This is a genomic window from Nitrospira sp., assembly GCA_030653545.1.
GTDB lineage: Bacteria > Nitrospirota > Nitrospiria > Nitrospirales > Nitrospiraceae > Nitrospira_D.
In genome coordinates this window covers 24,661-50,629 of the sequence record JAURZE010000009.1, presented here as the reverse complement: position 1 = coordinate 50,629, position 25,969 = coordinate 24,661, and the positions used below count along the sequence as shown (strand labels likewise).

Here is a 25,969-nt window from a genome sequence, read left to right as displayed (position 1 = left end):
GAAGTTTGGTGATGTCTAGCGCGCTGTTTTTCAGTTTTATCGGTTCCTTGCTGATCTGCATGGCGCTGATTCCGGCGCTGACCGCTTCGGCTTGGCGCTTTCAGTTCATCGATGTGCCGCGCGACCGCCGGATGCATGCGGAGCCGATCGCCAAAGTGGGCGGGATTGCGTTTGCGGCCGGCACGATCGCGGCGGTGCTGCTCTGGGCGCCTCAGGACCGGATGATCCTCGCCAGTCTCCTGGGCGGCGTGGTGATTCTGCTGTTCGGGATGTGGGACGACCGGGTGGGGCTCGACCACCGGATGAAATTTGCCGGACAGATTCTGGCGGCGGCGATCGTCGTGGCCTATGCCGGCGTGCGAGTGACCGCGATGCCGTTCGCCGACGATCAGGCGCTCCCGCTCTGGGCCGCGGCGACAATCACCATGATCGTCATCGTCGGCATGACGAACGCCGTGAATCTTGCCGACGGGCTCGACGGGCTGGCCGGCGGATTGTCGCTGATAAGCTTCGCCGGGATCGCCTATCTGGCCTACCAGGCCAACGACCAGATGCTGATGCTGCTGATGGTGTCGGTGCTGGGCAGTCTCCTGGGATTTCTCCGGTTCAACACCTATCCGGCTCGCGTATTCATGGGCGATGCAGGCAGCCAGTTCCTCGGGCACTACCTCGCCGTGGCCGCGATCTTATTGATCGATCCGGCCCGCGCTCCCTACAGCCCGCTGCTCGTGCTGTTTCTCTGGGGCATTCCGCTCCTTGATACCGCCGGCGTGATGGGACAGCGTATTTGGCAGGGGCGCTCGCCCTTTGTCGGCGACCGCAATCATCTGCATCACAAACTCCTGGCGACGGGCCTGTCGCACCGGCAGGCCGTGACGGCTATCTATCTGGCCCAGGGGTTGTCGGTCCTGTGCGCCGCTCTGCTGCGCTGGCAGAGCGATGCGGTTCTGCTGAGTGTCTATGCGGTGTTAGCGGTATCGGTGCTGTCGGTATTCGTCTGGTCATCCTGGCGGCCCGCCACTCTACCGCCTGCGGTCGTTCCGTCGGAGGAGCCGGCGACGGCCGGAGTTGCGTCTGCCACGTTGCGCGCATGGCCGCTGCGAGCGCTCACGCTGCTCGTGCCGTTGTATCTTCTCGCCTGTCTGGCGACGCCGGGGGATATCCCTGCGGAAGTCGGGGTGATCGCCGCCGGACTCGGCGCCGCGGTGCTGGGGAGTCTGGTGATCGCGCGAGGCACGGCGAGCGCCGTGCGGGCCGGTCTCTATATCGGGAGCACCTGTGCGGTGTACTACGCGCAGATGTCGTCACGCCAGTCGCCGGCCGACTGGCTGTCGCCGCTGACGCTGGGGGTTGTCGCGCTGGCCGTGCTCGTCGTCCTCGCCATTCGATGGATGGGCGATGCGCGATTCCAGACGACTCCGTTGGATTATCTGATCGTCTTCCTCGCAGTGGTGATGCCGTTTCTCTCGGATCTGACGGTCGGAGCCGTCCATTTGAGTGTAGTAACCGCAACGCTGATCGTGTTGTTTTTTGCGTTTGAGCTTCTGCTCCAGATGCACCAGGCCATGGTTGTCCGGCTTGGATGGCTGACGGCCGGGATGCTGGCCGGTCTGGCCGTTCGGGTGTGGTGGGCGTGACGGGGTATATGAGGAGGGATCGGTCATGAATCGATATCTGATAGCCGTCGTGACGGCGATTGCGGCGGTCAGTCTGGTGTCCTGCGGTGGTCCGGAAGAACGCAAGGCAAAATATCTGCTGCGCGCGCAGGATTATTTTCAGGAAGGGAATTATCCCAAGGCCAGGGTGGCCCTGCGGAATGTCCTCAAGATTGATCCGAAAGATGCGGAGGCCTACTTCCTCTACGCGCAGGTCGAGGAAAAGGAAAAGAACTGGCGCAACGCGGTGGCGGGATATCAACAGGTGGTGGAGTTGAATCCCGCGCATGATCGCGCCTGGATCAAGTTGGGAAAATTTTTCCTCGAAGCGCGGGCGATCGAGCGGGTGGATCAGGCGGCCGACCGCGTGCTCGCCTTGCATTCCGAGCATGTGGGAGCCCGGTCGCTCAAAATTGCCGCGCTGGCCGTGGGCGGACGGGTCGATCAGGCGATCGCGCAGGCGGAGCAGCTGCGCACCGGCGCTCCGGCCGATGTCGATGCCGCCCTGTTACTGGCCTCGTTGTATGCGTCACGCGGGCGTACGGCGGACGCGGTGCCGGTGATCCGGCAGGCGTTGGACGCGCACCCCGACAGCGTCGAGCTGCTTGGAGCGCTGGCCACGATCTATGTGCGCGCCGGCAACCCGGCCGAGGCGGATCGAACGTTCCAGCGCATGATTACGCTGGAACCGAAGGTGCTCGACCACCGTCTCCGTCGAGCGGCTCTCTTCGACCAACAGCAACAGTATGAGCAGGCCGAGGCGATCATGCGCGAGGCGGCGAAGCTCGATCCGGACAGCGACGACCGTCGTCTGGCTCTTGCGGAGTATTTAGCGAAGCGGCGCGGCACCGCTGAGGCTGAAACCGCATTGCAAAAGGCCCTCGAAGATCTGCCGCGTTCCGGGAAGATCCGGTTTGCGCTGGGGGGGCTATATGAGCGGACGCAGCAACAGGCGAAAGCTCAGTCGGTCTATGAGGCGATCCAGAAGGAATTCTCAGGGAAACCTGAAGGTCTGGACGCGCAAGTGAAACTGGCTGGTCTGGAATGGGCGGCAGGACAGCCGGACAAGGCCGAGCGGGCGTTGGAGCAGATTCTCAAAGACAATCCTCTTTCGTCGGATGCCCTGCTGTTGCGCGGGAAGATCGCGTTACAACGCGGGAACGGGAAGGCGGCGGCCCAGGATTTTCGATCAGTCTTGAAGGATGCGGCGGAAGCGGCGGACGTCCACGTGCTCCTGGGGCGCGCGCAATTGATGAACGGCGATCTCGCTCTGGCGCGTGAAAGTCTGGAAAAGGCTGTCGCCCTGGCTCCGGCTCACTCCGAGGCCCAGATTGTGCTGGTCGGATTGGACGTGACCGGCGGCCGGCTGACGGAGGCGAAGAAGCGGCTCGACCCGTTGTTGGCCCGCGATCCCGGCAATCTCACGTTTCTGGGCCTCCTCTATCAGATCCAAATGCAGGAGAAGGATTGGGACCGTTCGCACGACACGCTGTCCCGCCTCCGTACCGCCGGGGCCGATCGCGCCAAGGTCGATCTGGCGGAAGGGCAGACGGCCGCGGCGCAGCAACAATGGGATCAAGCGGAGGCCGCCTTCAACCGGGCGTTGACACAACAGCCGCTCGCGGCCGAGCCGCTCCTTGCCCTGGTCCGGCTCGGGGTGCAGCGCGGGGCCCTGCAACAAACTCAGACCCGGCTCGAGGCAATTGTCGCGGAACAGCCGGGCCATCCTTATGCGGCGGGTTTTCTCGGCGAGGTGTTGCTGATGAAGGGGGAGGCCGAGGCTGCCATGGGGCGGTTCGAAACGGCCACGCAGTTGAATCCGTCGTGGACGACCCCCTGGGTGCATCTCGCGCAGTTCCGCTACGCCAAGCGGGACATGGCCGCCGGGGATGCGGCTCTTAAGAAGGCGCTGGAAGCGAGTCCGGACAATGAACAGCTGCGGGTGATGCTGGCGACGAGCCTGGAGGGACGGGATCTCACCGACGAGGCGATGGCGCAGTACGAGCTGGCGCTCAAGTCCAATCCAAAATCGCTCCTGGCTGCCAATAATCTTGCGGCGCTGCTGGTTGATCGGAAAGGCGATGCGGAGAGTTTGCAACGGGCGCTGCTGTTGAGCCGGGATTTCGAAACCCAGACCTCGAACGCCTATCTCCTCGATACGCTCGGATGGGTGCATCTCAAGCTGGGTCATCGGCCGGATGCGCTCAGGCTACTCAAGCAAGCGCTCGCCCAGGCGCCGAGCCATCCGGTGCTCAACTATCACCTGGGTGTGGCCTATGCCCAGTCGGGTGAGAAGACGGAGGCGCGGCAGCTTTTAAGTCAGGCGCTCCAGTCCAAGCAGGCTTACCCCTGGTTTGAAGAGGCCAAATCCATGCTGGCGAAGATCGATGGGTAATATGATGCCGCTCTCTCATGTCATGCGAATGCTGTCCCGGACGCTTCTCGGCGGGCTGCTGCTCTGGCTCGGCGGCTGCAGTGTATTGGAGTCTTCGAGTAAGTCGGGGGCGACGCCTGGCGCCGGATCCGGCGTCGAGTATCTCCTGGGAGCGGAAGACGTGCTGGCGATCGCCGTCTGGAAGGATGAACATCTGACCAAAGAGGTCGTCGTCAGGCCTGACGGGTTCGTGTCCTTTCCCCTTGTGGGTGAAGTGCAGGCGGCGGGGCGGACGGTCGAAGAGGTGCGGGCGGATATCGCCAAGCGGCTGGCGAAGTTTATTCCCAACCCGAATGTCTCGGTCGCGGCGATCAAAGTACTGAGCTACCGGGTCTATGTGCTGGGCCGCGTCAACAAGCCCGGCGAGTTCATGATCGGTCACACGACGGATGTCCTGCAGGCATTGAGTCTTGCCGGCGGGCTGACGCCGTTTGCGTCTGAAAACGATATTCGAATCATCCGGCGTATCAATGGCGAGCAACAGGTGATTCCCGTTCCCTATGGAGATCTCAAACGGGGGAAGAATCTGGAGCGCAATGCGTTGTTGCAGCGCGGTGATGTGGTCATGGTGCCTTGAGGGATCACCCTCCATCGCAACGATGTAGATGTATGATGTGGCGATGGCTTGTGACGGCGGTGTTGTCGGGAAGCAGTCTCTGCATAGGCGGGCTTGTCCTAAGCGGGCACGCGGCAGAATGGTCGGCTGAGCCGTCGTTGGGAGTGAGGGGTGAGTACAACAGCAACCTGCTGCTGGTGGCGGGTCCGCAAAAGCCGGTCTACGGGCACTGGGTTTCGCCCGGCGTCAGGTTCGCCGGGTCGACGGAAAACCTGGACGTCAGCGGGAAAGCGGCGGCCGATCTGGTGCGCTACTACGGCGGCCGGAATCAGGACCTGCTCAACCTTTATTTTCCGCTCTCCGTGAAGTACGGGCTGGCTCGGGAGACTTTCGGATTCGACGGCGGGTTTACGAGAGACAATACATTGATGGGGGAACTGTTGCGGACCGGCGTCGTGCTCAGCTTCACGCAGCGCAATATGTGGAACCTGGCGCCGTCGTGGTCGCACGCGTTCACGGAGCGGCTGTCTCTCCAGAGTTCCTACCAGTATTCCAACGCCACGTACGAGGACGGCGCGCGGCTGGGACTGGTGGATTATCAGGTGCAGGGCGGGTCCACCGGACTGGCGTATCAACCGACAGAGACCGATCGCATGCAGGTGACGGGAAGTTATACGAACTTCAGTGTGCCCAACGCCAGCGCCATGCGATCTCATATCGTCGGGGCGCAGGCCTCGTGGTCGCACGCGTTTACTGAAACACTGACGGCGACCGTGTCCGGAGGGCCGCAGCTGGTGACCTCCAGCATCTCGTTCGGACCGGTGCGGCTCACCGATACGCAAACCCTGTGGGTGGCCAGCGCCAATGTCAAAAAGCAATGGGATGCCGGGTTTGCGGAACTCGTGGTGGGCCGGGAGATCAATCCGAGCGGATTCGGCCTGCTCCTGAAGACGGAACGGGTCGGCATCAACCTGTCTCACAATCTGACGGACCGGTTGACCGCCTCGGTGAATGCGCAGGTGCTTCTGGCCTCCTCCATTGCGTCGAAAGCGGTCCCGTTCACGTTTCCGGAAAACCGCTATATCAATGTGACGCCGCGGTTGACCTGGAAACTCGATCAATGGTGGTCGGTGGATGCCGCCTATACGTACGGGCGGCGCGAGGTGGAGAGCTTCGGCGAACGGGCGTTGGGAAACGCGACGACGGTGATGCTGACGTACTATCCGCCCAAGCTGTCGGTCGGGCGTTAAGGAGAGGTGTTTATGGCGATCGCGCAGTCTATCGGAGCAGATCGGTCGGTCGAAGCAGGTCATGCCGTGAAGGATTTCCGGCAGATGGTCCGCCGCCGCCGGTCGGTCATTTTTGCCGTCGTGTCTGTGATCGCGGCCGTCGGTCTGGCCACGGCCTTCCTGTGGCCTCCGGTGTACCGGTCGAAGGCGACGATCCTGATCGAGGAGCAGGAGATTCCCACCGATCTCGTCCGCTCGACGATCACCAGTTATGCCGATCAGCGGATCGAAACGATCAAGCAGCAGGTCATGAGCCGGGCCAGTCTGTGGAGAATTGTGGAGCAGTACGGGCTGTACCAACGGCTCCGGAAGGGCAGCCCGACCGAGGAGGTCTTGCAGCAGTTCGTCAAAGATATTCAGATTGAAGTGATCAACGTCAAAGTGGTCGATAAGCGCACCCAGACTCCCACGCAGGCGACGATCGCCTTTACGCTGGCCTATGACGGAGAAACCCCCGATCTGGCCCAGAAGGTGACGAACGAGCTGACGGATTTGTTTCTGGGAGAGAATCTGAAGTCGCGGGAGCGCCACGCGCAGCAGACGACGGCGTTCCTGAAACAAGAAGCCGAGAATCTCGCGCATCACATCGAAGCGCTCGAAAGCAAGATCGCGGTGGTCAAACAGAAGGCCGACGGCGCTTTGCCGGAGCTGACCCAGCTCAATATGCAACTGTTGAATCAGGCAGACCGGGAGTTGATCGACGTCGATCGAGAGATCCGGAGTCTTGAAGAGCGCAAGCGGTTTCTGGAAGGCGAGCTGGCGACGCTGAAACCCAACACCCCCATGATTGCCGCCAGCGGCGAGCGGATCTTCGACTCGGGGGAGCGGTTGAAGGCCTTGCGCGCGCAATACGCCAGCGCAAGCGGGTACTTGTCCGAGGACCACCCTGACATTATCAAGATGAAGCAGGAGCTGGCGGCGCTGGAGCGGGAAACGGGGGGCGACGCGCCGGGAGAGGATGTCCCGAAGCGATTGGAGGGAGAACGGTCCCGGTTGGCGACTCTGATGGAGCGTTATGGAGCAGACCATCCGGACGTGACCCATGCGCGACAGGCCGTGGCGGGTTTGGAACGAGACCTGGCGGAGATGACCAAGCGACCGCCGAGGAAGGCGTTGTTCAAACCGGAGAACCCGGCCTATATCAACATTCAATCGCAGCTCGCGTCCACGTCGGCCTCGCTGCAGGCGCTTCTAAAGTCCAAAATCTCGCTGAAAAGACGCGCCGAGGAGATGGCCAGACGGGTCGAGCGTCTTCCGGAGGTTGAACCGGAATACCAGGACTTGATGCGCGATCGAGAGGGCACGACGCACAAGTATCAGGAAATTCGCTCCCGCCTGATGGAAGCCCAGGTTTCGGAAGGGCTTGAAGTTCAGCGCAAGGGAGAACGATTTTCCCTGATCGATCCCGCCGACCTTCCGGAGCGGACAGAGCGGCCGAACCGGCCGGTCATATTGATTCTCACGGGCTTGCTCGCCATCGTCGGCGGGGTGGGAGCCGGGGCGGCGGCCGAACAGCTGGACGAGACCATCCGCACTCCCTATCAATTGAGTCTGGCGGCCGGGATGGCCCCGCTGGCGGTCATTCGCTATCTCCCGATGGAAGAGGAGGTCCTGGACGTGATTCGCCGCCGCCGCTATTGGTGGTGGGCGGGAGCGGGGGCGGTAGTCGTGGCCGCGGTCGTAGCGCACTACCTTTGGCTGCCGCTCGATATCGTCTGGTTTGCCGCGCTCAGGAAACTCGGTCTGGCCTGATTGGGATAAGGAGAAGAGCCATGGAAGAACTCTCGCAAGCCATCGAACAGTTTAAGCAGGAGTCCCGGCAGGGGGCCGGGGGGCGTTCCGAACCCTATCAGTCTTCCCGACAGAACCCTCCGCCGATCGTGTACTCCAAGACACGGGTGGTGGAATGCCGGGAAGAGGTCTTGCGGCGTCACCGCGTCGTGTCGGCCTTTGACCGGGGGGAATTTGCCGACGGGTATCAGCTCTTGCGCACGCAGGTGCTGCATCGCTTGTGGGAGAATCGCTGGAATGTCCTCGGTGTGACGAGCCCCCGAGCACAGGAAGGGAAGTCGCTGACGGCGTTGAATCTCGCGATCACTCTGGCAATGGAAACGACGCAAACCGTGATGTTGATCGATGCCGACTTGAAGCAGCCGCATATCCATACCTTGCTCGGATTGGGGGACTGTCGGGGCCTGGCGGACTATGCGTTGGAAGACTGCCCGCTGGAGGACATTCTCATCCACCCTGGGTTGGGGCGTTTGGTGGTCCTTCCCGGTGGCCGCCCGATCCAGCGCTCCGCCGAGGTGCTGACGTCTACGCGGATGTCGGGGCTGATCACGGACGTGAAGCATCGCTATCCGGCCCGGGTCATCGTGATCGATCTGCCTCCGTTGCTGGTCAGCTCGGATGTGCTGGCCTTCGCGCCTTCACTGGACGCGCTCTTGCTGGTGGCCGGGGAGGGTATGACCACCCGCCAGGATATCAAAGAGTCGCTGGCCCTGGTGCGGGGGGCGGTGCCTGTGCTCGGGACGGTCTTGAATCAATCGGGGAAAGACCAACGCAACGTCGATGCCATGCGCGCGCTGGCTGCAAACTAACCGACCGCCTGCGAGGCTTGTATGTACGAATCGTTCTATGGGTTTCGAACCAATCCCTTCACGCTGGTGCCGGATCCCCGCTTCCTCTATCTGGGGAAGCAGCACAAGACGGCTCTGAATCTGCTGGAGTATGGATTATTCAACCGGGCCATCTTCACGGTCATCACCGGCGAGCCGGGGACCGGCAAGACGACCCTGCTGAACACGATCCTGGAGCAGTCGCAGCATGAAGTGACATTGGGCGTGCTCTCGCACACGCACGCCGGTCTGGGGAGTCTGATGCCCTGGGTGCTGATGGCGTTCAATCTTGACGGCAAGGGCATGGACAGCGTCGAGCTGTTCAAGACGTTCACGGCCTTCATCGCCCGTGAGCATCAGTGCCAGCGGCGGGTCGTTCTGGTTGTGGATGAAGCGCAGAATCTCGGCCCGGCGATGCTGGAAGAATTGCGTCTCTTGTCGAACGTGAACAACGGGCGGAATCAGCCGCTCCAGATCGTGTTGTCGGGCCAGCCGGGCCTCCGCGGTCTGCTCCAGCGCGGGGACCTCATCCAATTCGCTCAGCGCATCTCCGTCGATTATCATTTACTACCGCTGGGGGAGGATGAAACCCCGTTGTATATCTGGCACCGCATGGCGACGGCGGGTGGCGCGCGACCGGTTATGACAACCCAGGCGTCGGTCATGGTGCACCGCCTGACGGGCGGCAACGCCCGATTGATCAACCAGGTCTGCGATGTGTCTCTCGCCTATGGCTATGCGGAGCGAGCGCCGCTGGTGACCGCCAGCATTGTGTGGCGCGCGACCAATGATCGGCGGGCGGGGGGCATCCTGCCTGTCGCGCAGCATGCGTTCGACGATCTGTTCAGTCGGGAGGATGCCGTCGCTGAAGAACTGGAAGTTGCGGCTGCTGCGGCGGCTTCTTCTGCGCCAGAACAGGCCGCAGCGCTTTCCCAGCCGTCAACTCAGCCCGCAGCCCAGCCCCAGTCGTATTACGAACAGGGACTCGCCTTGAAACAGGCCGGATCGTACAAACAGGCGATTGCCGCGTTTGAACGGGCGGCGACGGACGCGCTGCAGCAGGTGCGGGCGTTGTCCCAAGTTGCGTTGTGTCTCAGCGCGGTGGGCCGGCATGAGGACGCGGCCAAGGAGCTGGTGGCTCTCTTGAAAAGCAAGCAAGGAACGGACATTGAGCGTCTCAATATGCGTTATTTTCTCGCCCGCACACTGGAAACCCTCCATCGAACGCAGAAGGCATGCGAGCTGTACATGGTTATTCACAAGCAGGATCCGGAGTTCCGCGATGTCAAAATCCGTCTCCGGCGGCTCAATCCGGCGTGGAGCCTGGGCTCCCTCAGTTCACCGAGATGGATCAAAGGCTTTGCGAAATACTACAGTCAGCGCCTGCGGGCCTGCTTTTAACAGGATGCTGAAAAAGTCCACCAGCGGCGTCCAGCGCACCGCAAAACGTGAGGCGTGAAACGTGAAGCGTATCTCGCGAGCCTGCCTCCGCCGACCCTACCACGAGAGACGAACGACGCTTCACGAGCGACGGACGAAGCGGACGGCCTCGCCCGCGGAACAGCGCGCCTCGGCGAACGGGGGTTGAGGTTGTCAACACCTGCTAGATCCTTCCCGACTCTGTCCCGCCGGCTTGTCCGGCATGGTTGCCGCCACCGAAACTCCCCCTCCCTGATGAGTTAACCGAGACAGGAGCTGATCGTAACCCGGCTGTAATCGTCTCTACATATTGTGCATGTCTCTGTATGTGACCATGACGGAAGGGATGTGCATGAAGACGAAAGCGGCGGGCTGGTTGCGGAACTCTGCGTGGGTCTCTGTGTGTCTGGGCTTGTTCGGTTCTCCGGTCATGGCCGGTCAACTCGAAGATCTGTTGCTTGAGAACAAGCAGATCTCGATCGACCAGTGGGTTAAGCTCAAAGCCGAAGAAGAGAAGCGTGAAGCCAAATCGTTTGAGGAAAGCCGTGGGGTGGGCGACGTGCCGTTGCGAGAGCGATGGTACGAGAAAATCAGCATCCGTGGCTACTCACAGCTTCGCTATAACCACAGCCTGAACCGCGATGAACTGGTCAATAATCAGGGTGACCGGTCGATCGGCAAAAACAACGAATTTTTTCTCCGCCGCGGCCGCGTCATCATCAGCGGACAGCCACATGAGCGGGTCTTCGTCTACATCCAGCCGGACTTCGCCTCCTCGGTAGACGGGTCGAACAACGTCGGGCAGCTTCGGGACTGGTACGCCGATCTGTTTCTGACTGAGAACAAGGAATGGCGTATTCGCGCCGGACAATCGAAGGTGCCCTACGGGTTTGAGAACATGCAATCGAGTCAAAACCGTCTGGCGTTGGATCGTAACGACGCCATAAATAGTGCGGCGAAGGACGAGCGTGACATGGGGCTGTTTCTCTACTACGCGCCGACCAGCGTGCGTGAACGGTTCCGCCGTCTCGTTGACAGTGGGCTGAAGGGCTCGGGCGACTACGGGATGCTCGGGATCGGGGTCTACAACGGTCAGACGGCCAACCAGCGGGAGGCCAACAAAAACAAACATGTAATTTTTCACTCGATGTATCCTTACGAGTTTCCCAACGGGCAGATTCTGGAACTCGGGATGGATGCGTACACCGGGTATTTTCATGTCTCGACGGCTCCCGTCGTTCCAGCCAATGCGGGGATTACGGGTGGCGATACCATCACTCCCCGGGTGACGAACGGGGGAAATTATCTGGATGAGCGGGTCGCATGGCATGCCGTGTTGTTTCCTCAACCATTTGGGTTTCAAGCGGAGTATACGATCGGAAGAGGTCCGGAGCTGAACCAGGCTTTGACGGACGTAACGCTAGGCAGCCTTCGCGGAGGGTATTTGCAATTTTACTACAAGTATACGTGCGATACATATTGCCAAAGCATCTTGCCCTTTATCCGTGTACAGGAATACTACGGGGGTAAGAAGCATGAAGCCAATGCGCCGAGACATACCGTGCGAGAGTGGGAGGCAGGGTTCGAGTATCAGTTCAATCGGGCGTTGGAGTTGACGGTCATGTATACGTGGACTCAGCGTACCTCAGGTGAGTCAGCCACGCTCCCAGTGAATACCTGCAGCCTGTCCGGATCGCCGGTGGGCTGTATACAGACTCCCTACCAGCTGCAGTCCGGCAATCTCCTCCGATTCCAGCTGCAGTGGAGCTTCTAGCCTGGGCTTCTACCGGAGTCGCGCGTTCTGCACGGTGCTCAGTGCCGCATGCTGGCCGGCGCGTCGACGGGGGGCGTGGCTGGTGTGGGGTTGAATATGGCGCGTGGAGGGAGCAGCGAGTGCTGTACGATGATTTCCCGCCGGTCCAACTGGAACCAACGGGGCAGGCCGCTCCGGTCGCTGGAGCGTTCAGCGTAGCGTGGCTCGAAGTATAGACGGCCTCGCTGGGGGGCAAGCGCTTTCATGGGGGTGAGCCGGTCGTCGGTGTTATCGGCGCCGCCAAAGTCTGCGCTATAATGAGTTTCTGACCGGTAGTTGCCCAGCACGAGATGAAGCTCCTCCCCATCGGCAAAGAGCCCGCCTGAGGTAACTTCCCTTCGGGTCCTCGAGATATCCCGCGATTCATAAAAGGTAACGACCTCTTCAGGCGTTGCCTGGGCTAATGCGCCGGCGAGCAACGGAGCGAAGAAGATCACTTCTTGCTCGGTGAACGCCCGGTGGCGGCGTGGCTGGCTTGTGTCGTCGTAAAACGGGAGTTTGGCGAGCGGCTCTTCGATCATGACGCCGGCCAGAACGGCCGCAATCTGTGCGGGGGTGAGAGACAGCGGGTGCGAGTGTGTTTGCCCCGTTTCGACGGTCCGGTCGAGTTCCAGCCGGACGAACGCGGCCGGGGTGTCGTAGATCGTGACGGTCGTAAACTGGCCTGGAGCGCAGGCTGCCGTGAGCCCGATGGCCGCGGCAACGCTGAAAGCATGGGGCAGTATACTCTTCATCGGATAGAACGGGATCCCTAATCTCTGAGCTTTGCGGGCTGGTCAGCCGCTGCGGCGCGGATCGGTGTCGCCCACAGCATCGTCAGCCGAGTCAACTCTGCGGTTGCGAGTGGATAATAGCCTTGCGCAAGAACGGCTTGCTGCCCCTGCTGACTGAGGGCAAACTTCACGTATTCTGCGAGCGGGGCGGGCGGCGCCGCTTTGGGCAGTTTATTGACATAGAGATACAGATTCCGTCTGAGGGGGTAGGATCCGTCCATGGCCGATTGAAAGCTGGGTACGACATATCGTCCTCCCTGCACCGAGGCCAGAGGAACAGCCCGAACTCCTGAAGTCTGATACCCGATGCTGCTGAATCCGATCCCGAACCGGTCCTTCATCAACTCGATCACGACTGAGGCTGATCCCGGCGCCGTGGACATGCTTTTCTTGGCCGCCGCGCCGTTCAGTACGTGCTCACGAAAGAAGGTGGTGGTTCCGGATTGGAGGTTTCTTCCATAGAGATGGATCGGTGCCTCTTTCCATTCTCCATCTAAAAGCAGATCGCCCCAGGTCAGAAGCGGATACTTCAGTCCGCGCCGCCGCTCGTTCGAGAAAATCGCATCGAGTTCGGCCAGGCTCAACCCTTCGATGGCATTGTCTTTATGCACGAACACCGCCAACGCATCGACGGCGACCGGGACCTCGGTCGGTTCGTATCCAAACTCCCTGATGAACTCTCCGATCTCTTGCTTATTCATCCGGCGGGACATGGCCGCGATCTGCGCCTTGCCCTCCAGCAGTTTCACTAACCCTGCTTCGGACCCTTCGCTCGTCACAGAAATCTTTAGCCCCTGGTAGAGCTGTCTGAGGTCGGCAGCCCAGGATTCCGTGATCGGACGCATGGTCTCCGAGCCTGAAATGGAGAGAGAGCCGTTTAGGGCGCTTGTGGGTTGGTAGGCGGCGATTTGCGGATCCAGGCCTGGCCGGACTTGCCCCGCTGCGGGACTGCTCCATGCCAGGCAGGTGCCGACGGCCAGGACAAGCAGGCGAGAGGCCTGCGGACAATCGATCAATGCGGGCAGGTAGTTCCACATCACTATTAGACCTCCAAGGAATAGCATCGTGCCAGAACAGTGGCCGAGCACACTTGCACGTTACGGAGTCGGGATTGCCGCCGGATCAATGAATTGTTAACTCCATGTTAACTCCGGAATGACAGATCCGGGCAAGCCGTCGCGAGGGGTGCAGGAGTTAACGGACAATTTACACGGCCCTAAGGCGGGCTTAACTGCGAGGCCGTAATGTGGGCATCGCGATGCATGCAACCATATCAAGCTCCGCCCAGCCTCCTGAATCCATCCTCATCTTCGTTCGGACGGATTCGTTCGCGCAATCGCTGAAGAAAGCGCTGGAGAGTAATGGCTACCGCGGCACGGTCGTGACGACTGAGTCGGCGGCGTTTACCGAGGCGAAGGCGTCGGTGCCCTCCCTGATTGTCATTGATCGTCAAACCGGGACCACCTCGAATCTGCGTAACCTTCGGACATTGGCGACGGTTCCCATCGTTGCCATAGATGACACTGTGCCGGTTTGTAGTGAAGACGAATGTGTGCAGGACTACGATCGCGGGATCGATCTGGTTGTGTGCAGCCAGAGTACCCGTGAACTTGTCGCGCGAGTCCGTGCCATTCTGAGACGGCGTGACACATCCAGCGGTACCCCCATGCACTATGGGGTCGGCGATGTGAAGATGGACCTCGATCGGCATGAGGTGACTGTGCAAGGGCGCCAGGTTGAACTGACGCCGAAAGAATTCCAAATCCTCCGCCAGTTTTTAGAGTCTCCCAGCCGTGTCTTTTCACGCCAGGAAATGCTGAATCGCGTGTGGGGCGAGGGCTATGCGCTGGAAGAACATGCGCTGGACGTCCATATCCACTCGCTCCGCCACAAGATCGAAATCGATCCGACTCATCCTGCCTTGATCGTGACGGTGCGCGGTGTCGGGTATAAATTGCGGAATTAGGAGCCTCTCCGACACTGACCGTTCTACTGCGGCGAATGATCTGTCACCATCTGCGTCGTTCTCGGCCAGAAAAAATCCTCAGCGTATTCAGGGATACGCCTCCGGTGTTTCCCGGCCTGCGGCCTCGCAGCTGATCACATCTCCTTCGCCTCGTCACGAAGGCAATGTCGGACAGGCTCCTCGCCCTGCCTGCGTCATTCCTGTCCGGCACCCATGGTTCACGACATAGATAGACACCGCCCTCCCGCGAGAGTTGCAGGAGAGCAGGGTATGACAAGTTTGAGACGGGAAGGGATTGAGGGGGTTAGAATTCGTCGACAGAAACCGGCTGGAGTAAGTCACGGACGGACAAAATCCCGATGACCGATCCACCCTTCATGACTCCCAGATGGCGGGTCCGGTGCTTGTTCATCAAGTCTGCCGCTTCTGTGAGAGGTCTTCGCTCTTCAATCCCGACGACCGGGGTGCTCATGATGTCTTCCACCGGAACGAAGTACGGACCGCGGTCTGAGCCGATGACCTTTTTCACGATATCCGATTCCGTGACGATGCCGATGATGCGCCCCTTCTCCGCGATCAGCACGCTGCACACGTTGCAGGTTTTCATGAGCTTCGCCGCGTCGATGACTGATGTCCCGGCGTCCACTGTAATCAGTTCCTTCTTCATCAATTGTCCGACTGTGACCATCTGTTCCTCCCTTTATATTGTTGTATTGTGTACAGTCTACAAACCCGGCGTTGCGGCAGAGTTAGAGGCGGATTACCGATGCGTAAATTTCGAGTAGAGCGGGCCTGGTCTTGGGCAATCCTGGCACCGGCCTTGAGAGGCAAAGGCTAAAGATGTTGCGAAGCGACTGTTTGAGAGGGGAGGGTCGGAGCCCCATGTCTGCTTCGGTGCTCCTCATTGGATTTGTGTTGATTCTCCAGGGCCTGATCTTGTTGTTCGATATTCCTACTGCTCGAGCGGAGCTCTCCCCGAATCAGGTCGTGATTGTTGCTAACGTCAATAGCCGTGAGAGTCTCTCGGTCGCACAACATTATGCGACGCGCCGGGGAATTCCCGCGCAGCACATCGTCGAACTGGATCTTCCCCTCGACGACACCATGAGCCGGGAGGACTATGAGCGCCGGCTGGCGGCGCCTCTCCGGCAGACGCTCCACGCGCGGGATATTCATAAAGCGATTCGTGTCGTCGTGACGGTCTTCGGTGTTCCGCTCCGCGTCGCCGCGCCGAGGCTCACGGACGACGAAGAGCGCTGGCGTCGCGATGCCACTGCCAGGCTCGGGGCCGCGCGGACGCGGCTGGAGGATCTTGAGCGCCGGGCCGGTGCCATCGCGGCGAGTTCCGGCTCTGCGCCTGCTTCTGCTCAGGCCGCGCCGCAGGCTGAGGATCCCGTCACCTATGAACGCCACATCGCCTTCTTGCTGCGCGTCGATGAGGCCGTTCAAGCCTCCGCCGGACGGGTGCGACAGCTGAAGCCGCCGGCCGATGCGCAGTGGTCTTCACGACTAGAGGCCATTGTTCGGGACCACCAGGGGGTGGCTGGGCTCTCGCAACTGCAGCACGAGATGCGCCGGGGCGGGCAGAGTTCCGAGAGCGAGACTGCCAGGCAGGCGCGAGGGCAGCAGGCGGAGGGATTGCAATTGCTGCTCGGATCGTTGGACCTTCCGGTGCGAGACCGGCGGAGCGAGTTCTATCAGCGGATCGAACAGGTGTACGGAACTTACGGAGTGTTCGGTTTGGCCGCGATGGAACAGAGCCGGTTGTCGGAGGAACATGGCGACGCCAGTGTCGATAGTGAACTGAGTCTGCTCTGGTGGGATCGGTCGCTGTACGGCGCGGCCTGGCGCCGGGCGAATCCGCTGTACCATGCGTTCAAGAAATCCGGAGGGGGACATCGAGAGATCCCTGTTCTCATGGTGGGCCGGCTCGATGCTTCGACAGCCGATCTGGCGAGCCGCTTGGTGGATCGCGCGATGGAAGCGGAGCGGCAGGGGCTGAACGGCACGGTCTATCTGGACGCGCGTGGAATGCCGGTCAAGGATCCGTCCGATACGTATGGCCGCTACGATCAAAGCCTGCGGGACTTGCATCAGTTTGTCACGCAGCACACGATGTACCGCTCGCAACTGGACAACACGGAGGCGCGGTTTGAGCGTCCCGGCGCCGCGCCGGACGTCGCGTTCTATGCGGGCTGGTACCGGCTGAGACAATATGAAGATGCCTTTACCTTCCGGACCGGCGCGATCGGGTACCACATGGCGTCCGGCGAAGCCGTGAGTCTCCACCGCCACGGAGAGGCAGGCTGGTGCAAGAATGCGTTGGATCACGGGATTACCGCGACGCTCGGCTCAGTCGGGGAGCCCTACCTGGATGCGTTCCCAGAGCCGCTCGAATTCGCTGCGCTGCTCATGACCGGCCAGTACTCCTTGGTCGAGTCCTATTATCTGACCAGCCGTTGGGTGAGCTGGCGTATGGTGCTGGTCGGCGACCCGCTCTATAACCCTTGGAAGAACAAACCGGCTGCGAAGCGCTCTGCCTTAAGCATGTTTTCGCTGGCCCCGATCGCTCCGTCCGACCAGGCGTTTGCCGATCCGCTCCTTGCGATAGATGACGTGAAACGTCTTCAGAGCCAATCCCGAATCAGGCTCGACGCAATCCTGCAGAACCAGGCTCAAATGTTCGCCCCAGCAGCGCACTGACGGTGCGTACAGAAAAACGGATTCTTCAGGAGTCTGCCTGGTGGGCAGGACTGCTCCTCGCCGGCCTTCTTAGGCCCTTCCCGGTCACGCTGATTGTGGCAGGAATCAGAACAGATCGAATCGTATGTAGTCGGTCCGCGGACTTTGCCCGGCGCTATTGAAGGCGAATAGGGTTGCGTAGTAGCTCTCCCCTTTCGGGAGGTCTACGGTGAGGCGGGTTTCAGGGCCGGTTTGGAATGTATATTGGGTTGTGGCAGACATCGTCGAGATCAGGATCTTGTATCCTACTGCATCGCCGGAAGGGCTCGGGTTCCATTCGAATGTGATGGGCTGCGTCTCAGGCTTCTCCAACGCCAGGGCTTGAGGCGGCGCGCCGGAGGGCGTCTCTGTCGGAAGCTGGGAGGTTTCCGGCGACGGGAGTGAGGGAGCCGGTTCAGCGGGAACCGCGGGGGCATCAGCGCCGGGCGTCGCGGTATCTCCGGTCTGTTGTCCGGAAACCGGGGTGACGGACGGTTGTGTAGAAGAGGCCCCTTGCGTTCCGGAGGCCGGATCCTGCAAATCCCCGCAGGAAGCCGTGACGAGCAACAACCCGGTGAGAAGCGGCCATAGGATGGCCTGAACTACTGCCTGTCGGCGCAGGCTACCTGTCGATGTAATGAAACGAGCCGGCGGGTTGGTTGTAGACATCGCGGAGAGATATATAGAGGAGAAGCTGTTACGCGCCGCTCGGGTTGTTGTAACGGATGTGTTAATTATCCTTGCCTGTTATGGAATGCGGACGGTTAACGCGATCTTGAACCGGCTGCAACCTGTTGGTGATGAGCCTGCGATAGGATGAAACCATCATGTTTGGGACGTTGATCGGAATCTTTCTCACTTCCACCGGCATCATGCTCGGAGCCGACACCGTGCTCTGGGGATCCGGCGCCCCTAACCCTTCCCGAATAGAAAAAACCTGTATGCCCAGTCAGCGGACGGTGGCGGCTTTTGAGGGGTGGTATGGCGAACGGCTTTCCCTGCATCAGCAGTTTCAGGCTGTTTGCAAGACCCTCTCCCGGTCGCGTAAGCCGCTGTCGGTCGATGCACAGGCGGACCTTCTCATTCGCAAACTGTTCGACAGGTACCGGGAACAGCAGGGGCCGGGCACAACTCCGGCGGCGGCACTGCCGGCTCCGGCGAACCCCCACATCGCGTTTGTCGCAGTGGCCGGGTTTGATGGCGCCACGCCGATGGCCGCGGTTCGAGAGCTGCGCTGGGAGAAGAACCGCAAAGGGCTCTGGAGCGTCAAAACGGCGCCGGTCGGGAAGCTCAGTTTCGACGGCTGTGGGGTACGATTCCTGGGAGAGGAGCGTGTTGCGGCGCTCTTGCTGGATACGAGCGGCCACTTTGAACGGGACAAGCAGCGACCCGAAGTCAGTCGGGCGATCGAGGCGAATCGCCTGCGCGCAGAGGACCATTGCTTCTTGTCGGCATTCAGCCTCGACGATGCAAAGGTTTTGTACAAGCTTGCGGTGCGAGCGACGATCGATCACGCAGAGACATTCCAGATGGAGAACGGCGCGGTGGGCGGCCAGCTCCATCTTCTGACGATTCCGTCAGACGGTCCGATCGAGAAGATCGTCCTCGATCCGGAACAGTATCTTGAATAGGGTGAAGCCGGAAGTGTTCCGGCCGTGGCGCGGGTCAGTGTGAACAACATGACGAACGGCAAGGAGGTGAGCCTGCATGCTTCCCAATCTGCGCGGTGCGTTCTTTCTCATGGTGACGCTGGTGCTCTTTGCCGGCATTCTTGTTGTTCTGGCCATGGGTACGGTCATGAAGCCGGGCCGGTGGTGTGAGCGTCCCAAGTCACTCGTTTAGCTGGTCCACGGTTGTTTACGGCCGGCTGATACCCGCGTAAGTGCTGGATCCCGCAGCGGCGTTTGGCATGAAATCCATTCGTAACAAGAGCCTGCCATACTTCGGGAAGAACGGTGCTGGAAAGTCCGTAGATTCATGACCGAGGAGAAGCGATGAACAACAATACGGTGTCGATGGCGGACGAGAAAACGATTGCGATTGTGGCGCACGATAATAAGAAGCAGGATCTCCTGGCCTGGGCGAAGTTTAACCGTGAGGCGCTGGCCGGGCATCATCTCATCGCAACCGGGACGACCGGCAAGCTGCTCGCGACGGAACTAGATCTGCCGGTGACCAGGTTGCAGAGCGGACCGCTAGGCGGGGATCAACAGATCGGCGCGAAGATCAGCGAAGGCAAGATCGACGTGCTGATATTCTTCTGGGACCCGCTGGAACCACATCCGCACGATCCGGACGTGAAAGCGCTGCTGCGCATCGCCGTCGTCTGGAATATTCCGATTGCCTGCAACCGGGCATCGGCGGATTTCCTTATCTCTTCCTCACTGATGCCGAAATCGTACGAGCGTCTTGTGCCGGATTATGAAGGGCACCGGAATCGGTTGGTGCGATTGGACGTGGCATAGATCTGGTGATTACCTAAAGTTCCACATTCATTTCTGCGTTATCGCTCATGCGGAGTCTGATTCCAGCTACCGGCCCGCTCCAGCATTTGCTGCTGGGAGTCGAGCGGCGCTTCATCCGGCTGCGGTGCCACGCGTTCGTACAAGCCCTGCTCATTCATCCGGCGCAGGTGCGCCGTGTCGCGTAAATGCGGGAATAGAATATCGTCACGGATGGCCTGGCGCAGGTGCGCGGCTTCGATCGGGAACACCGCTTCGACACGACCATCCAGATTGCGCGGCATGAGATCGGCGCTCCCCATCCATAGCTCCTCTTCTTCCCGGTCGAACCGGAAATAGAAAATCCGGCTGTGTTCGAGAAAGCGGCCTACCAGCGACGTGACCGTAATCCGTTCGCTGACGCCGGGGACGCCGGGACGCAGTCCGCAGACGCCTCGGATTTGCAGATCGACAGTGACGCCCGCCTGAGAGGCGCGATAAAGGGCTTGAATGCAGGCCGGATCGGTGAGGGCGTTGAGCTTCAAGGCAATGTAACCCTGTCCTGTCTGCCGGTGTTGAGCCGTAACCCGTTCGATCCGCTCGAGCATGCCGCTGCGCACTCCGCTTGGGGCGACCATCAGGCAGCGATAGGGATGTTCCCCGGCGTACCCGGTCAACGCGTTGAAGAGCATGGCGACGTCGGAGGCGATGGCTGGATTACTGGTCAGGAGCGCGAGGTCGGTGTAGACGCGCGCGGTCGCAGGATTGTAGTTGCCGGTGCTGAGATGAACATATCGGGCGAGCCCGTGATCCTCACGGCGCACAATCAGGCACATCTTGGCATGGGTCTTCAACCCGACCAGTCCGTACGCGACGTGCACGCCCGCCCGTTCCAATTCTTTGGACCATTGAATGTTATTTTCTTCGTCGAAGCGGGCCCGTAGCTCGACCAGGGCGGTGACCTCTTTCCCGTTGTCCCGCGCCTGCATGAGGGCCTGCACGATGGGCGAAGCAAGCCCGACCCGATACAGGGTGATCTTGATGGCCAAGACCTGAGGATCGGCTGCCGCATTACGGAGAAGGTCGACCACCGGCTGGAAGCTGTCGTAGGGATGATAGAGTAGCAGATCGCGTTCTTGCATGACGGTGAAGAGATCCTGGCGCGCCATGAGCGGTGAGACTTTCTGCAGCAGCGGTGCATCTTTCAGATCGGGCCGGTCCAGCTTGGTGAGTTCGATGAGATCGGCCATGCCGAGAGGGCCGTCCACGGCGTCGATCTGGTCGGGGCCGAGATGCAGATTCTTCGCCAGAATCTCCCGGATCTGTTCCGGCATCGCCGCGCTGACTTCCAGGCGCACGGCGGAACCGAAATGCCGTTGACGAAGGCTTTCCTGAATGGCTTGCAGAAGGTCGGCCGCTTCGTCCGCTTCGATATCGGGGTCTGCGTCGCGTGTGACCCGGAAGGGATAAGCCGTCGCGACGCGGCAGCCGGGAAACAGGAGATCCAGATTGGCGGCGATGACGTCTTCGATCCAGACAAAACTGCCGGGGTTTCCGTCGGAGCCGCTCGCCGGTTGGACTTCACGTGGCACAGGGAGAAGACGTGGAAAAAGGCGCGGGACCTTCAGGCGCGCGAACCGTTCATGGTCCTCGCCGTCGTGCACCACGATGGCGAGGTTCATGCACAAATTGGAAATATGGGGAAAGGGATGGGCGGCGTCGAAGGCCAGCGGGGTCAGGGCCGGGAGAATGGCGGATTTGAAATAGTCCCGGAGTCGCGCGATCGCTTCACTCGGGATCTCAGAGAGTGGCTGTGCCTGAATGCCTGTCTCGCGGAACTTCGGCAGTAGGTCGTCTTTCCAGCAGGCCATCTGCCTGGCCAGGAGGGGGGCGAGAGCCTGGTGAACTGCCAGAATCTGCTCTTCTGGCGTGCGGCCGTCCGGCGGGGCTTCGACGGAGCCGGTCTGCTGCTGCCAGTAGAGCCCGGACATCCGGATCATAAAGAACTCATCCAGATTGCTGCTGAAGATGGAGAGGAATTTCAGCCGTTCAAGGAGGGGATGGCGCTGATCGAGCGCCTCTTCGAGCACGCGTTCGTCGAAACGCACCCAGCTCAGTTCTCGGTTGATGTAGAGAGACGGGTCGGTCAGATCCATCGCGTATCGTTCTTTTCTGACTAGAGGGTTCAACGGTAGGGGATCAATCTTTAGTCGAACATCGGTCGGCACTAGGATAGGCAGATCGTACGCGATGCCTCAAGAGCGCTTTGTTAAATATGTGTTAACTTTTCTCGCGCGTTTCGCGTCGGCTTTGTTCTTGCCTCGAGTATTCGTTAACCCAATCTTAACTGGCACGGTCTCGCCTTCCTCAGTACTGTGCGAGGCATGGTATCACGCCTCGCGGTATGATGAGGGCTTGCAAAGCATCGTACCGTAAACGAAATGGTGTCTGGCGTTCTTGGGATTTGTGGTCAGGGAGGTGATCCGGTGAGAATTTCTCATGCTCTGAGCGGCGTCATACTCATGCTTCTCATGGCTTGCGCCACGACCGGGTCCTCCGAGCAGTGGATTCGAGTCGGTGTCACGACGCGCGCAGAAGTGGTGGAACAGTATGGCGAACCGGATATGGTGACGGTCTCGAACGATGAAGAAACGGCGATCTATCGAGCCAAGGCTCCGGGACAAGCCTCTATGCGCATCGAAATTCCAACGGCGCAGATGGGTCCTTTCGGGACCATGACGACAAAGACGCAATCGGTGAATCCCGGCTTGGGAGCGAGGGCTTTGAATGCCGGCGCTGTGGACCGGCCGAACAAAGACTTCCGCATTCGATACGATGCCCGCGGGGTTGTGCTGGAGGTTCAATAGTGACAGGGAGCGAGGAAATGGCGCCTTCGTCCATTTCAGGGCTTCAATTGAGGAGATACCTAAAAAGGGGCTCAGGGTGCGGGGAGCATCTTACTGGGTCTTGGGATCAACATAGCACTCAATGGTCCTACGTCCCGTGATGTGTGTAGCGTCCGGAGGAAATGCGGCAGGCCATCGCATCCCGTATTTCCTGCTTGGAGAGCGGCCTCTGTTCTTCGAGTAGAGTCCTGGCGCAATCGGTTTCCCGGTCGATCCAGAGCGGAGAGGGTGGAGGTGGCGTGCAGGCTCTGGAGGAATGAGCGCGGCGGGAGCGGTCAGGGTTTGACGACGAGATGCCCCCGGCGGTTCTCCCGGTAGCAGGACTCGCGCGGCTCCCGACAGACCGGCTGGGATTCGCCGTACGACATGATTGCCAGTCGTTGAGTTGCGACGCCGAGATCCGTCAAGAATTCCCGCACCGCCAGCGCGCGGCGCTCGCCCAAGACCAGGTTGTAGGCGGTGCTGCCTCGTTCGTCGCAGTGGCCTTCGATGCGCAGCCGCGTGTCGCGGTGCGCCAACAGCCAGTTCGCGTTTTCCGTCAGGGCCCGCATGTTTTCCTTATCCAGATCCCAGCTGTCGTAGGCGAAGAAGGCATCCCGCAGCCCCGCCGCCGCAGTGCCGGCCTGTTCCATTCGATGCTCCTCCTCCATCCGCCTGACCGAGGCTTGCGGGAGTTCCCGGCCCACGATCGGTTCCGGGACGATCTGTTCGGTCTCATCATCCTGCAGGGATGCACCGGGGGCCGGCTGCCGAAATTCGCCGGCGGCACGGATCGTCGGTTGAGAACAGGCCGCCGCCGCGACGAGGAGACTGCACAGCACGGCAGCGTCGAATGTGCGCGATATCATGATGGAGGCTCCTCTCCAGGATTGCATGGCCCGATGTCGGTCGAGGCGTATAGCTGGACGAAATACTACGTGCCGTCGATTACACTGTCTTCACGGCGATGTTAACTCTGTGCGAACAGTGGCGGATGGTGCGACGACGGTCTGTTCCGTGGGAGCGTCGGATCGCGTCGAGCGGGGGGCAAGAGGCGGCAGCCGTGAGGAAATCGGCTCAGGTTGCGGCGACTTGAATGATCAGGTTGGTCAGGTGTTCCATACCGATGCAGTCGAGGATGCAATAGGCCCGATACTGGGTGCGGCCGTTTTCTCCGGCGCGAAAGGTCAGACTCGACTCCCGGTTCATGATCCAGATGGAGCCGGTTTCCTGCTTCCACCCATCTTCTGACTTGACGGCAATCTGATGGGTATCGCCTACGGCCAGGCTGGTCAGGTCTTCTCCGAACAGGAAGGTGATGGTCACCACGGCGTCCTTCGGGACAGTCAGGACACGTTTCGCGCTATAGAGCTTGCCCTTCTCGTCCAGAAAGCCCTTTTCGCTGACGCGAACCTTGATTGCAACAGGGGCCTTCTCAGGTGCAGCCGCATAGACCATGGCGGGGCCGCCGGCCAATGCGGCAGCCATGGCGAGCGCTATGATTACGGCTGCTACGCGATTCATCATGTACAGTACCCTTTCACGGGATGACAGACGTGTCTTGCGCGACCGATCTGGGGCCGGGAGTCTCGATCGAGCTCAAGACTCCCGGCCCTGGTTGTGTTGTCGGTCCTAGCGATCGCTCTCGTCGTCTTCTTCGTCGCCGTCGTCTTCGTTAGACACACAATCGATTTCGAAGATGGTGACAGTATTGCTGACTTCGTGCGAGACGACCAGCAGCGGCTTGCTGTTCGGGCTGTCTTTCCGCTTGATGAAGATCAAGCCTTCAGGTGATAGGTCTGTGGGCGTGGTGTTGGCATAGGTGACGAACTGCGGCGCTTCTGGTTTAGAGATATCGTAGACCATGACACCGCCAGTCCGCTCCAGGCCGATGAATGCATAGGTTCGTCCGGCGACTTTGCCGAGCGCGAGCCCTTCCGGCTCCGGCCCCTTGTTGTCGCTTCTGGTATCGAAGGTGTCGACGGCGCCGTTGGAATTGAACGTCGTCGGAACTAATGCCGCCGTCCGCTGTTCGAGATCGTCGCCGCTGTCGTAGACGAGCCCGCCGTCAGCTTTGCGGATGCTGAACGACCGGGCGCCGAACACGTAGAGTTTCTCGAAGTCGGCGTCGGCATCGGTGTTGCCGAGGGTATTGGTGACGGTCAGCCGTCCGAGGTTGTCGTTGTTGCGGAGGCCGGCCGCCCCGGTGGTCACGTCAGGATATCCTTGCGCGGCAAAAGCTGCGGCGTCGAGCGAGAGGGACCCGACGCGGGTCTCTTCCGTGAAGCCGGTGTAGTCCCTGGCATCGCCTTCATTGGCCATGACGAGATAGGTCCGGCCCTTCACGCGATAGGACGCGATGCTGTCGGGCTGATACATGCCGAGCACCGGCCAGTTCCTGATGTTGATGATCCCGGCGTTGCTCGAACCAGGGGTGTCGCGGTCGCTGGCATCGAGCGTGTTCCCGGCCAGGGAGTGATCTTTGAAGCCGAGCCCGACGATCTTGGTGAAGGTGGCGGAGGGAATATCGAGGATGCCGATCGCATTATTCTCCTGCAGCGTGACCCAAGCCGTCTTCGAGTCTTTGGAGATGGTGATGTATTCCGGTTCGAGGTCCTTGGCGAGCGTCGCATTGGGGCCGAAGATCCTGATGCTAGAAGAATTCTCCTGTGGAATGGCCGTGCTGAATCCGGCGGTCCGGACATCGAGCTGAGTGAGGGCGGTGACGTCCCCGCGCATGTCGATCACGCTGACCGACCCGTCCGGGTCCACGCTGTCCGTCTGATTGTAGCTGTTCGGTTCGCCCTCATTGGCGATGAGCAGCCAACGGCCATTGGGCGAGAAGGTGAGCATATCCGGCAGGGCGCCGACCGTGAGCTGGTTGAGGAACGCGCCGCTCGCGTTGAATAACTTCACGCAGCCCGGATCGGTCTTCTGCGCGCCTTCAAGGGCGACGGCGACAATGCCTCGGCGCACGGCCACGCTGTTAGGTTTCCCGCCGAGCGGAACCGTCTGTACGAGGACGGGCGATTCCGGCGCGCTCAGGTCGAGCACGTCGAGCTGGCGCAGATTCAGATTGATGCTGAACAACCGCTTCGACTGCGGATCGAAGGCGGTGATTTCTGCGCGTGGTTCGTCTGGGTTCGTGCTGGCGCCCGCGCTGTACCGGCCGATCTGTTTCAGCGTGATGGATTTCGAGTCCGACGCCTGTGCGAGCAACGGCAGCCCCATCACGCTGAGTAGTCCTATTCCGACGAACACCTGTTCGATCTTCATCTTGGTTCCCTCCAGGTTTGGCGAATCTCCTGCCCTGTTGTGAGCCGGGCACTATGGCCGAGTTCGATTAGACTGAAATCAAGCGGGCGTTAAGATTCAGTTACGATTGGGGACGGCGTAGCT

General features: G+C 60.5%; 22 protein-coding genes. 14 read left to right on the top strand and 8 right to left on the bottom strand.

Translation table 11 applies throughout. From position 1 onward, the window contains the following. Positions 1 to 11 precede the first annotated feature (11 nt). From Q7U39_03290 to Q7U39_03255, 8 genes are all read left to right on the top strand, one after another. A complete protein-coding gene (locus tag Q7U39_03290) occupies positions 12 to 1,637 on the top strand; it encodes an MraY family glycosyltransferase (GenBank protein ID MDO9116954.1) in 1,626 nt (541 codons plus the stop codon). 25 nt (positions 1,638 to 1,662) lie between these two features. Further along, positions 1,663 to 4,050, top strand: a complete 2,388-nt coding sequence (locus Q7U39_03285) for a tetratricopeptide repeat protein (protein ID MDO9116953.1) — start codon at positions 1,663 to 1,665, stop codon at positions 4,048 to 4,050. Position 4,051: 1 nt separating this feature from the next. Continuing rightward, positions 4,052 to 4,666 carry a polysaccharide biosynthesis/export family protein gene (locus Q7U39_03280; GenBank protein ID MDO9116952.1) on the top strand — a complete coding sequence of 205 codons (615 nt, stop codon included), beginning with the start codon at positions 4,052 to 4,054 and terminating at the stop codon, positions 4,664 to 4,666. Between the two features lie 32 nt (positions 4,667 to 4,698). Beyond that, on the top strand, positions 4,699 to 5,895 hold the full coding sequence (locus Q7U39_03275) for a hypothetical protein (protein ID MDO9116951.1): 1,197 nt from the start codon (positions 4,699 to 4,701) through the stop codon (positions 5,893 to 5,895). 12 nt (positions 5,896 to 5,907) lie between these two features. After that, entirely contained in the window at positions 5,908 to 7,686 is a 1,779-nt protein-coding gene (locus Q7U39_03270; protein MDO9116950.1) for a Wzz/FepE/Etk N-terminal domain-containing protein, read from the top strand. 20 nt (positions 7,687 to 7,706) lie between these two features. Then, positions 7,707 to 8,534 (top strand): CpsD/CapB family tyrosine-protein kinase, encoded by an 828-nt coding sequence (locus Q7U39_03265; GenBank protein ID MDO9116949.1) that lies wholly within the window; start codon positions 7,707 to 7,709, stop codon positions 8,532 to 8,534. Positions 8,535 to 8,555: 21 nt separating this feature from the next. Next, a complete protein-coding gene (locus tag Q7U39_03260; GenBank protein ID MDO9116948.1) occupies positions 8,556 to 9,953 on the top strand; it encodes an AAA family ATPase in 1,398 nt (465 codons plus the stop codon). Between the two features lie 370 nt (positions 9,954 to 10,323). After that, positions 10,324 to 11,745, top strand: a complete 1,422-nt coding sequence (locus tag Q7U39_03255; protein MDO9116947.1) for a porin — start codon at positions 10,324 to 10,326, stop codon at positions 11,743 to 11,745. Positions 11,746 to 11,783: 38 nt separating this feature from the next. Here the strand turns inward: Q7U39_03255 and Q7U39_03250 are convergent, their stop codons facing one another. Both Q7U39_03250 and Q7U39_03245 read right to left on the bottom strand, forming a co-directional pair. After that, complete coding sequence (locus Q7U39_03250) at positions 11,784 to 12,518, bottom strand: hypothetical protein (protein MDO9116946.1); 735 nt, start codon at positions 12,516 to 12,518, stop codon at positions 11,784 to 11,786. Positions 12,519 to 12,535: 17 nt separating this feature from the next. Further along, positions 12,536 to 13,594, bottom strand: coding sequence for a PstS family phosphate ABC transporter substrate-binding protein (locus Q7U39_03245; GenBank protein MDO9116945.1), 1,059 nt, complete (start codon positions 13,592 to 13,594; stop codon positions 12,536 to 12,538). Between the two features lie 221 nt (positions 13,595 to 13,815). On the opposite strand from Q7U39_03245, the gene Q7U39_03240 reads away from it, so the two are divergent. Beyond that, positions 13,816 to 14,523, top strand: a complete 708-nt coding sequence (locus Q7U39_03240) for a response regulator transcription factor (GenBank protein ID MDO9116944.1) — start codon at positions 13,816 to 13,818, stop codon at positions 14,521 to 14,523. A gap of 304 nt (positions 14,524 to 14,827) precedes the next feature. On the opposite strand, the gene Q7U39_03235 is transcribed toward Q7U39_03240, so the two are convergent. Then, positions 14,828 to 15,211, bottom strand: coding sequence for a CBS domain-containing protein (locus Q7U39_03235; GenBank protein ID MDO9116943.1), 384 nt, complete (start codon positions 15,209 to 15,211; stop codon positions 14,828 to 14,830). 194 nt (positions 15,212 to 15,405) lie between these two features. Here Q7U39_03235 and Q7U39_03230 point away from each other — a divergent pair, with 194 nt between their 5' ends. After that, positions 15,406 to 17,226, top strand: coding sequence for a TIGR03790 family protein (locus Q7U39_03230; protein ID MDO9116942.1), 1,821 nt, complete (start codon positions 15,406 to 15,408; stop codon positions 17,224 to 17,226). A 105-nt stretch (positions 17,227 to 17,331) separates the two neighbouring features. On the opposite strand, the gene Q7U39_03225 is transcribed toward Q7U39_03230, so the two are convergent. Further along, the gene (locus tag Q7U39_03225) at positions 17,332 to 17,913 is read right to left on the bottom strand and encodes a hypothetical protein (protein ID MDO9116941.1); all 582 of its coding nucleotides are present in this window, start codon (positions 17,911 to 17,913) and stop codon (positions 17,332 to 17,334) included. 158 nt (positions 17,914 to 18,071) lie between these two features. Here Q7U39_03225 and Q7U39_03220 point away from each other — a divergent pair, with 158 nt between their 5' ends. From Q7U39_03220 to Q7U39_03210, 3 genes are all read left to right on the top strand, one after another. Next, a complete protein-coding gene (locus tag Q7U39_03220) occupies positions 18,072 to 18,875 on the top strand; it encodes a hypothetical protein (GenBank protein MDO9116940.1) in 804 nt (267 codons plus the stop codon). Positions 18,876 to 18,951: 76 nt separating this feature from the next. Next, on the top strand, positions 18,952 to 19,086 hold the full coding sequence (locus tag Q7U39_03215; protein ID MDO9116939.1) for a hypothetical protein: 135 nt from the start codon (positions 18,952 to 18,954) through the stop codon (positions 19,084 to 19,086). 152 nt (positions 19,087 to 19,238) lie between these two features. After that, entirely contained in the window at positions 19,239 to 19,709 is a 471-nt protein-coding gene (locus Q7U39_03210; protein MDO9116938.1) for a methylglyoxal synthase, read from the top strand. Between the two features lie 38 nt (positions 19,710 to 19,747). Here the strand turns inward: Q7U39_03210 and ppk1 are convergent, their stop codons facing one another. Continuing rightward, entirely contained in the window at positions 19,748 to 21,913 is a 2,166-nt protein-coding gene (gene ppk1 / locus Q7U39_03205) for a polyphosphate kinase 1 (GenBank protein MDO9116937.1), read from the bottom strand. A 258-nt stretch (positions 21,914 to 22,171) separates the two neighbouring features. On the opposite strand from ppk1, the gene Q7U39_03200 reads away from it, so the two are divergent. Next, positions 22,172 to 22,552, top strand: coding sequence for a hypothetical protein (locus tag Q7U39_03200; protein MDO9116936.1), 381 nt, complete (start codon positions 22,172 to 22,174; stop codon positions 22,550 to 22,552). Between the two features lie 314 nt (positions 22,553 to 22,866). Here Q7U39_03200 and Q7U39_03195 read toward each other — a convergent pair whose 3' ends face one another. From Q7U39_03195 to Q7U39_03185, 3 genes are all read right to left on the bottom strand, one after another. Continuing rightward, a complete protein-coding gene (locus tag Q7U39_03195) occupies positions 22,867 to 23,439 on the bottom strand; it encodes an OmpA family protein (GenBank protein ID MDO9116935.1) in 573 nt (190 codons plus the stop codon). A gap of 208 nt (positions 23,440 to 23,647) precedes the next feature. Then, positions 23,648 to 24,097, bottom strand: coding sequence for a hypothetical protein (locus Q7U39_03190; protein MDO9116934.1), 450 nt, complete (start codon positions 24,095 to 24,097; stop codon positions 23,648 to 23,650). Positions 24,098 to 24,202: 105 nt separating this feature from the next. Further along, positions 24,203 to 25,846: a choice-of-anchor I family protein gene (locus tag Q7U39_03185; GenBank protein MDO9116933.1), complete on the bottom strand. Its 1,644-nt coding sequence runs from the start codon at positions 25,844 to 25,846 to the stop codon at positions 24,203 to 24,205. Positions 25,847 to 25,969: the final 123 nt, after the last annotated feature.

Coding starts and splice junctions, on each gene's coding strand:
- Q7U39_03290 (MDO9116954.1), top strand. CDS start 12: ATGTCTAGCGCGCTGTTTTTCAGTTTTATCGGTTCCTTGCTGATCTGC.
- Q7U39_03285 (MDO9116953.1), top strand. CDS start 1,663: ATGAATCGATATCTGATAGCCGTCGTGACGGCGATTGCGGCGGTCAGT.
- Q7U39_03280 (MDO9116952.1), top strand. CDS start 4,052: ATGATGCCGCTCTCTCATGTCATGCGAATGCTGTCCCGGACGCTTCTC.
- Q7U39_03275 (MDO9116951.1), top strand. CDS start 4,699: ATGATGTGGCGATGGCTTGTGACGGCGGTGTTGTCGGGAAGCAGTCTC.
- Q7U39_03270 (MDO9116950.1), top strand. CDS start 5,908: ATGGCGATCGCGCAGTCTATCGGAGCAGATCGGTCGGTCGAAGCAGGT.
- Q7U39_03265 (MDO9116949.1), top strand. CDS start 7,707: ATGGAAGAACTCTCGCAAGCCATCGAACAGTTTAAGCAGGAGTCCCGG.
- Q7U39_03260 (MDO9116948.1), top strand. CDS start 8,556: ATGTACGAATCGTTCTATGGGTTTCGAACCAATCCCTTCACGCTGGTG.
- Q7U39_03255 (MDO9116947.1), top strand. CDS start 10,324: ATGAAGACGAAAGCGGCGGGCTGGTTGCGGAACTCTGCGTGGGTCTCT.
- Q7U39_03250 (MDO9116946.1), bottom strand. CDS start 12,518: ATGAAGAGTATACTGCCCCATGCTTTCAGCGTTGCCGCGGCCATCGGG.
- Q7U39_03245 (MDO9116945.1), bottom strand. CDS start 13,594: ATGTGGAACTACCTGCCCGCATTGATCGATTGTCCGCAGGCCTCTCGC.
- Q7U39_03240 (MDO9116944.1), top strand. CDS start 13,816: ATGCATGCAACCATATCAAGCTCCGCCCAGCCTCCTGAATCCATCCTC.
- Q7U39_03235 (MDO9116943.1), bottom strand. CDS start 15,211: ATGGTCACAGTCGGACAATTGATGAAGAAGGAACTGATTACAGTGGAC.
- Q7U39_03230 (MDO9116942.1), top strand. CDS start 15,406: ATGTCTGCTTCGGTGCTCCTCATTGGATTTGTGTTGATTCTCCAGGGC.
- Q7U39_03225 (MDO9116941.1), bottom strand. CDS start 17,913: ATGTCTACAACCAACCCGCCGGCTCGTTTCATTACATCGACAGGTAGC.
- Q7U39_03220 (MDO9116940.1), top strand. CDS start 18,072: ATGTTTGGGACGTTGATCGGAATCTTTCTCACTTCCACCGGCATCATG.
- Q7U39_03215 (MDO9116939.1), top strand. CDS start 18,952: ATGCTTCCCAATCTGCGCGGTGCGTTCTTTCTCATGGTGACGCTGGTG.
- Q7U39_03210 (MDO9116938.1), top strand. CDS start 19,239: ATGAACAACAATACGGTGTCGATGGCGGACGAGAAAACGATTGCGATT.
- Q7U39_03195 (MDO9116935.1), bottom strand. CDS start 23,439: ATGATATCGCGCACATTCGACGCTGCCGTGCTGTGCAGTCTCCTCGTC.
- Q7U39_03190 (MDO9116934.1), bottom strand. CDS start 24,097: ATGATGAATCGCGTAGCAGCCGTAATCATAGCGCTCGCCATGGCTGCC.
- Q7U39_03185 (MDO9116933.1), bottom strand. CDS start 25,846: ATGAAGATCGAACAGGTGTTCGTCGGAATAGGACTACTCAGCGTGATG.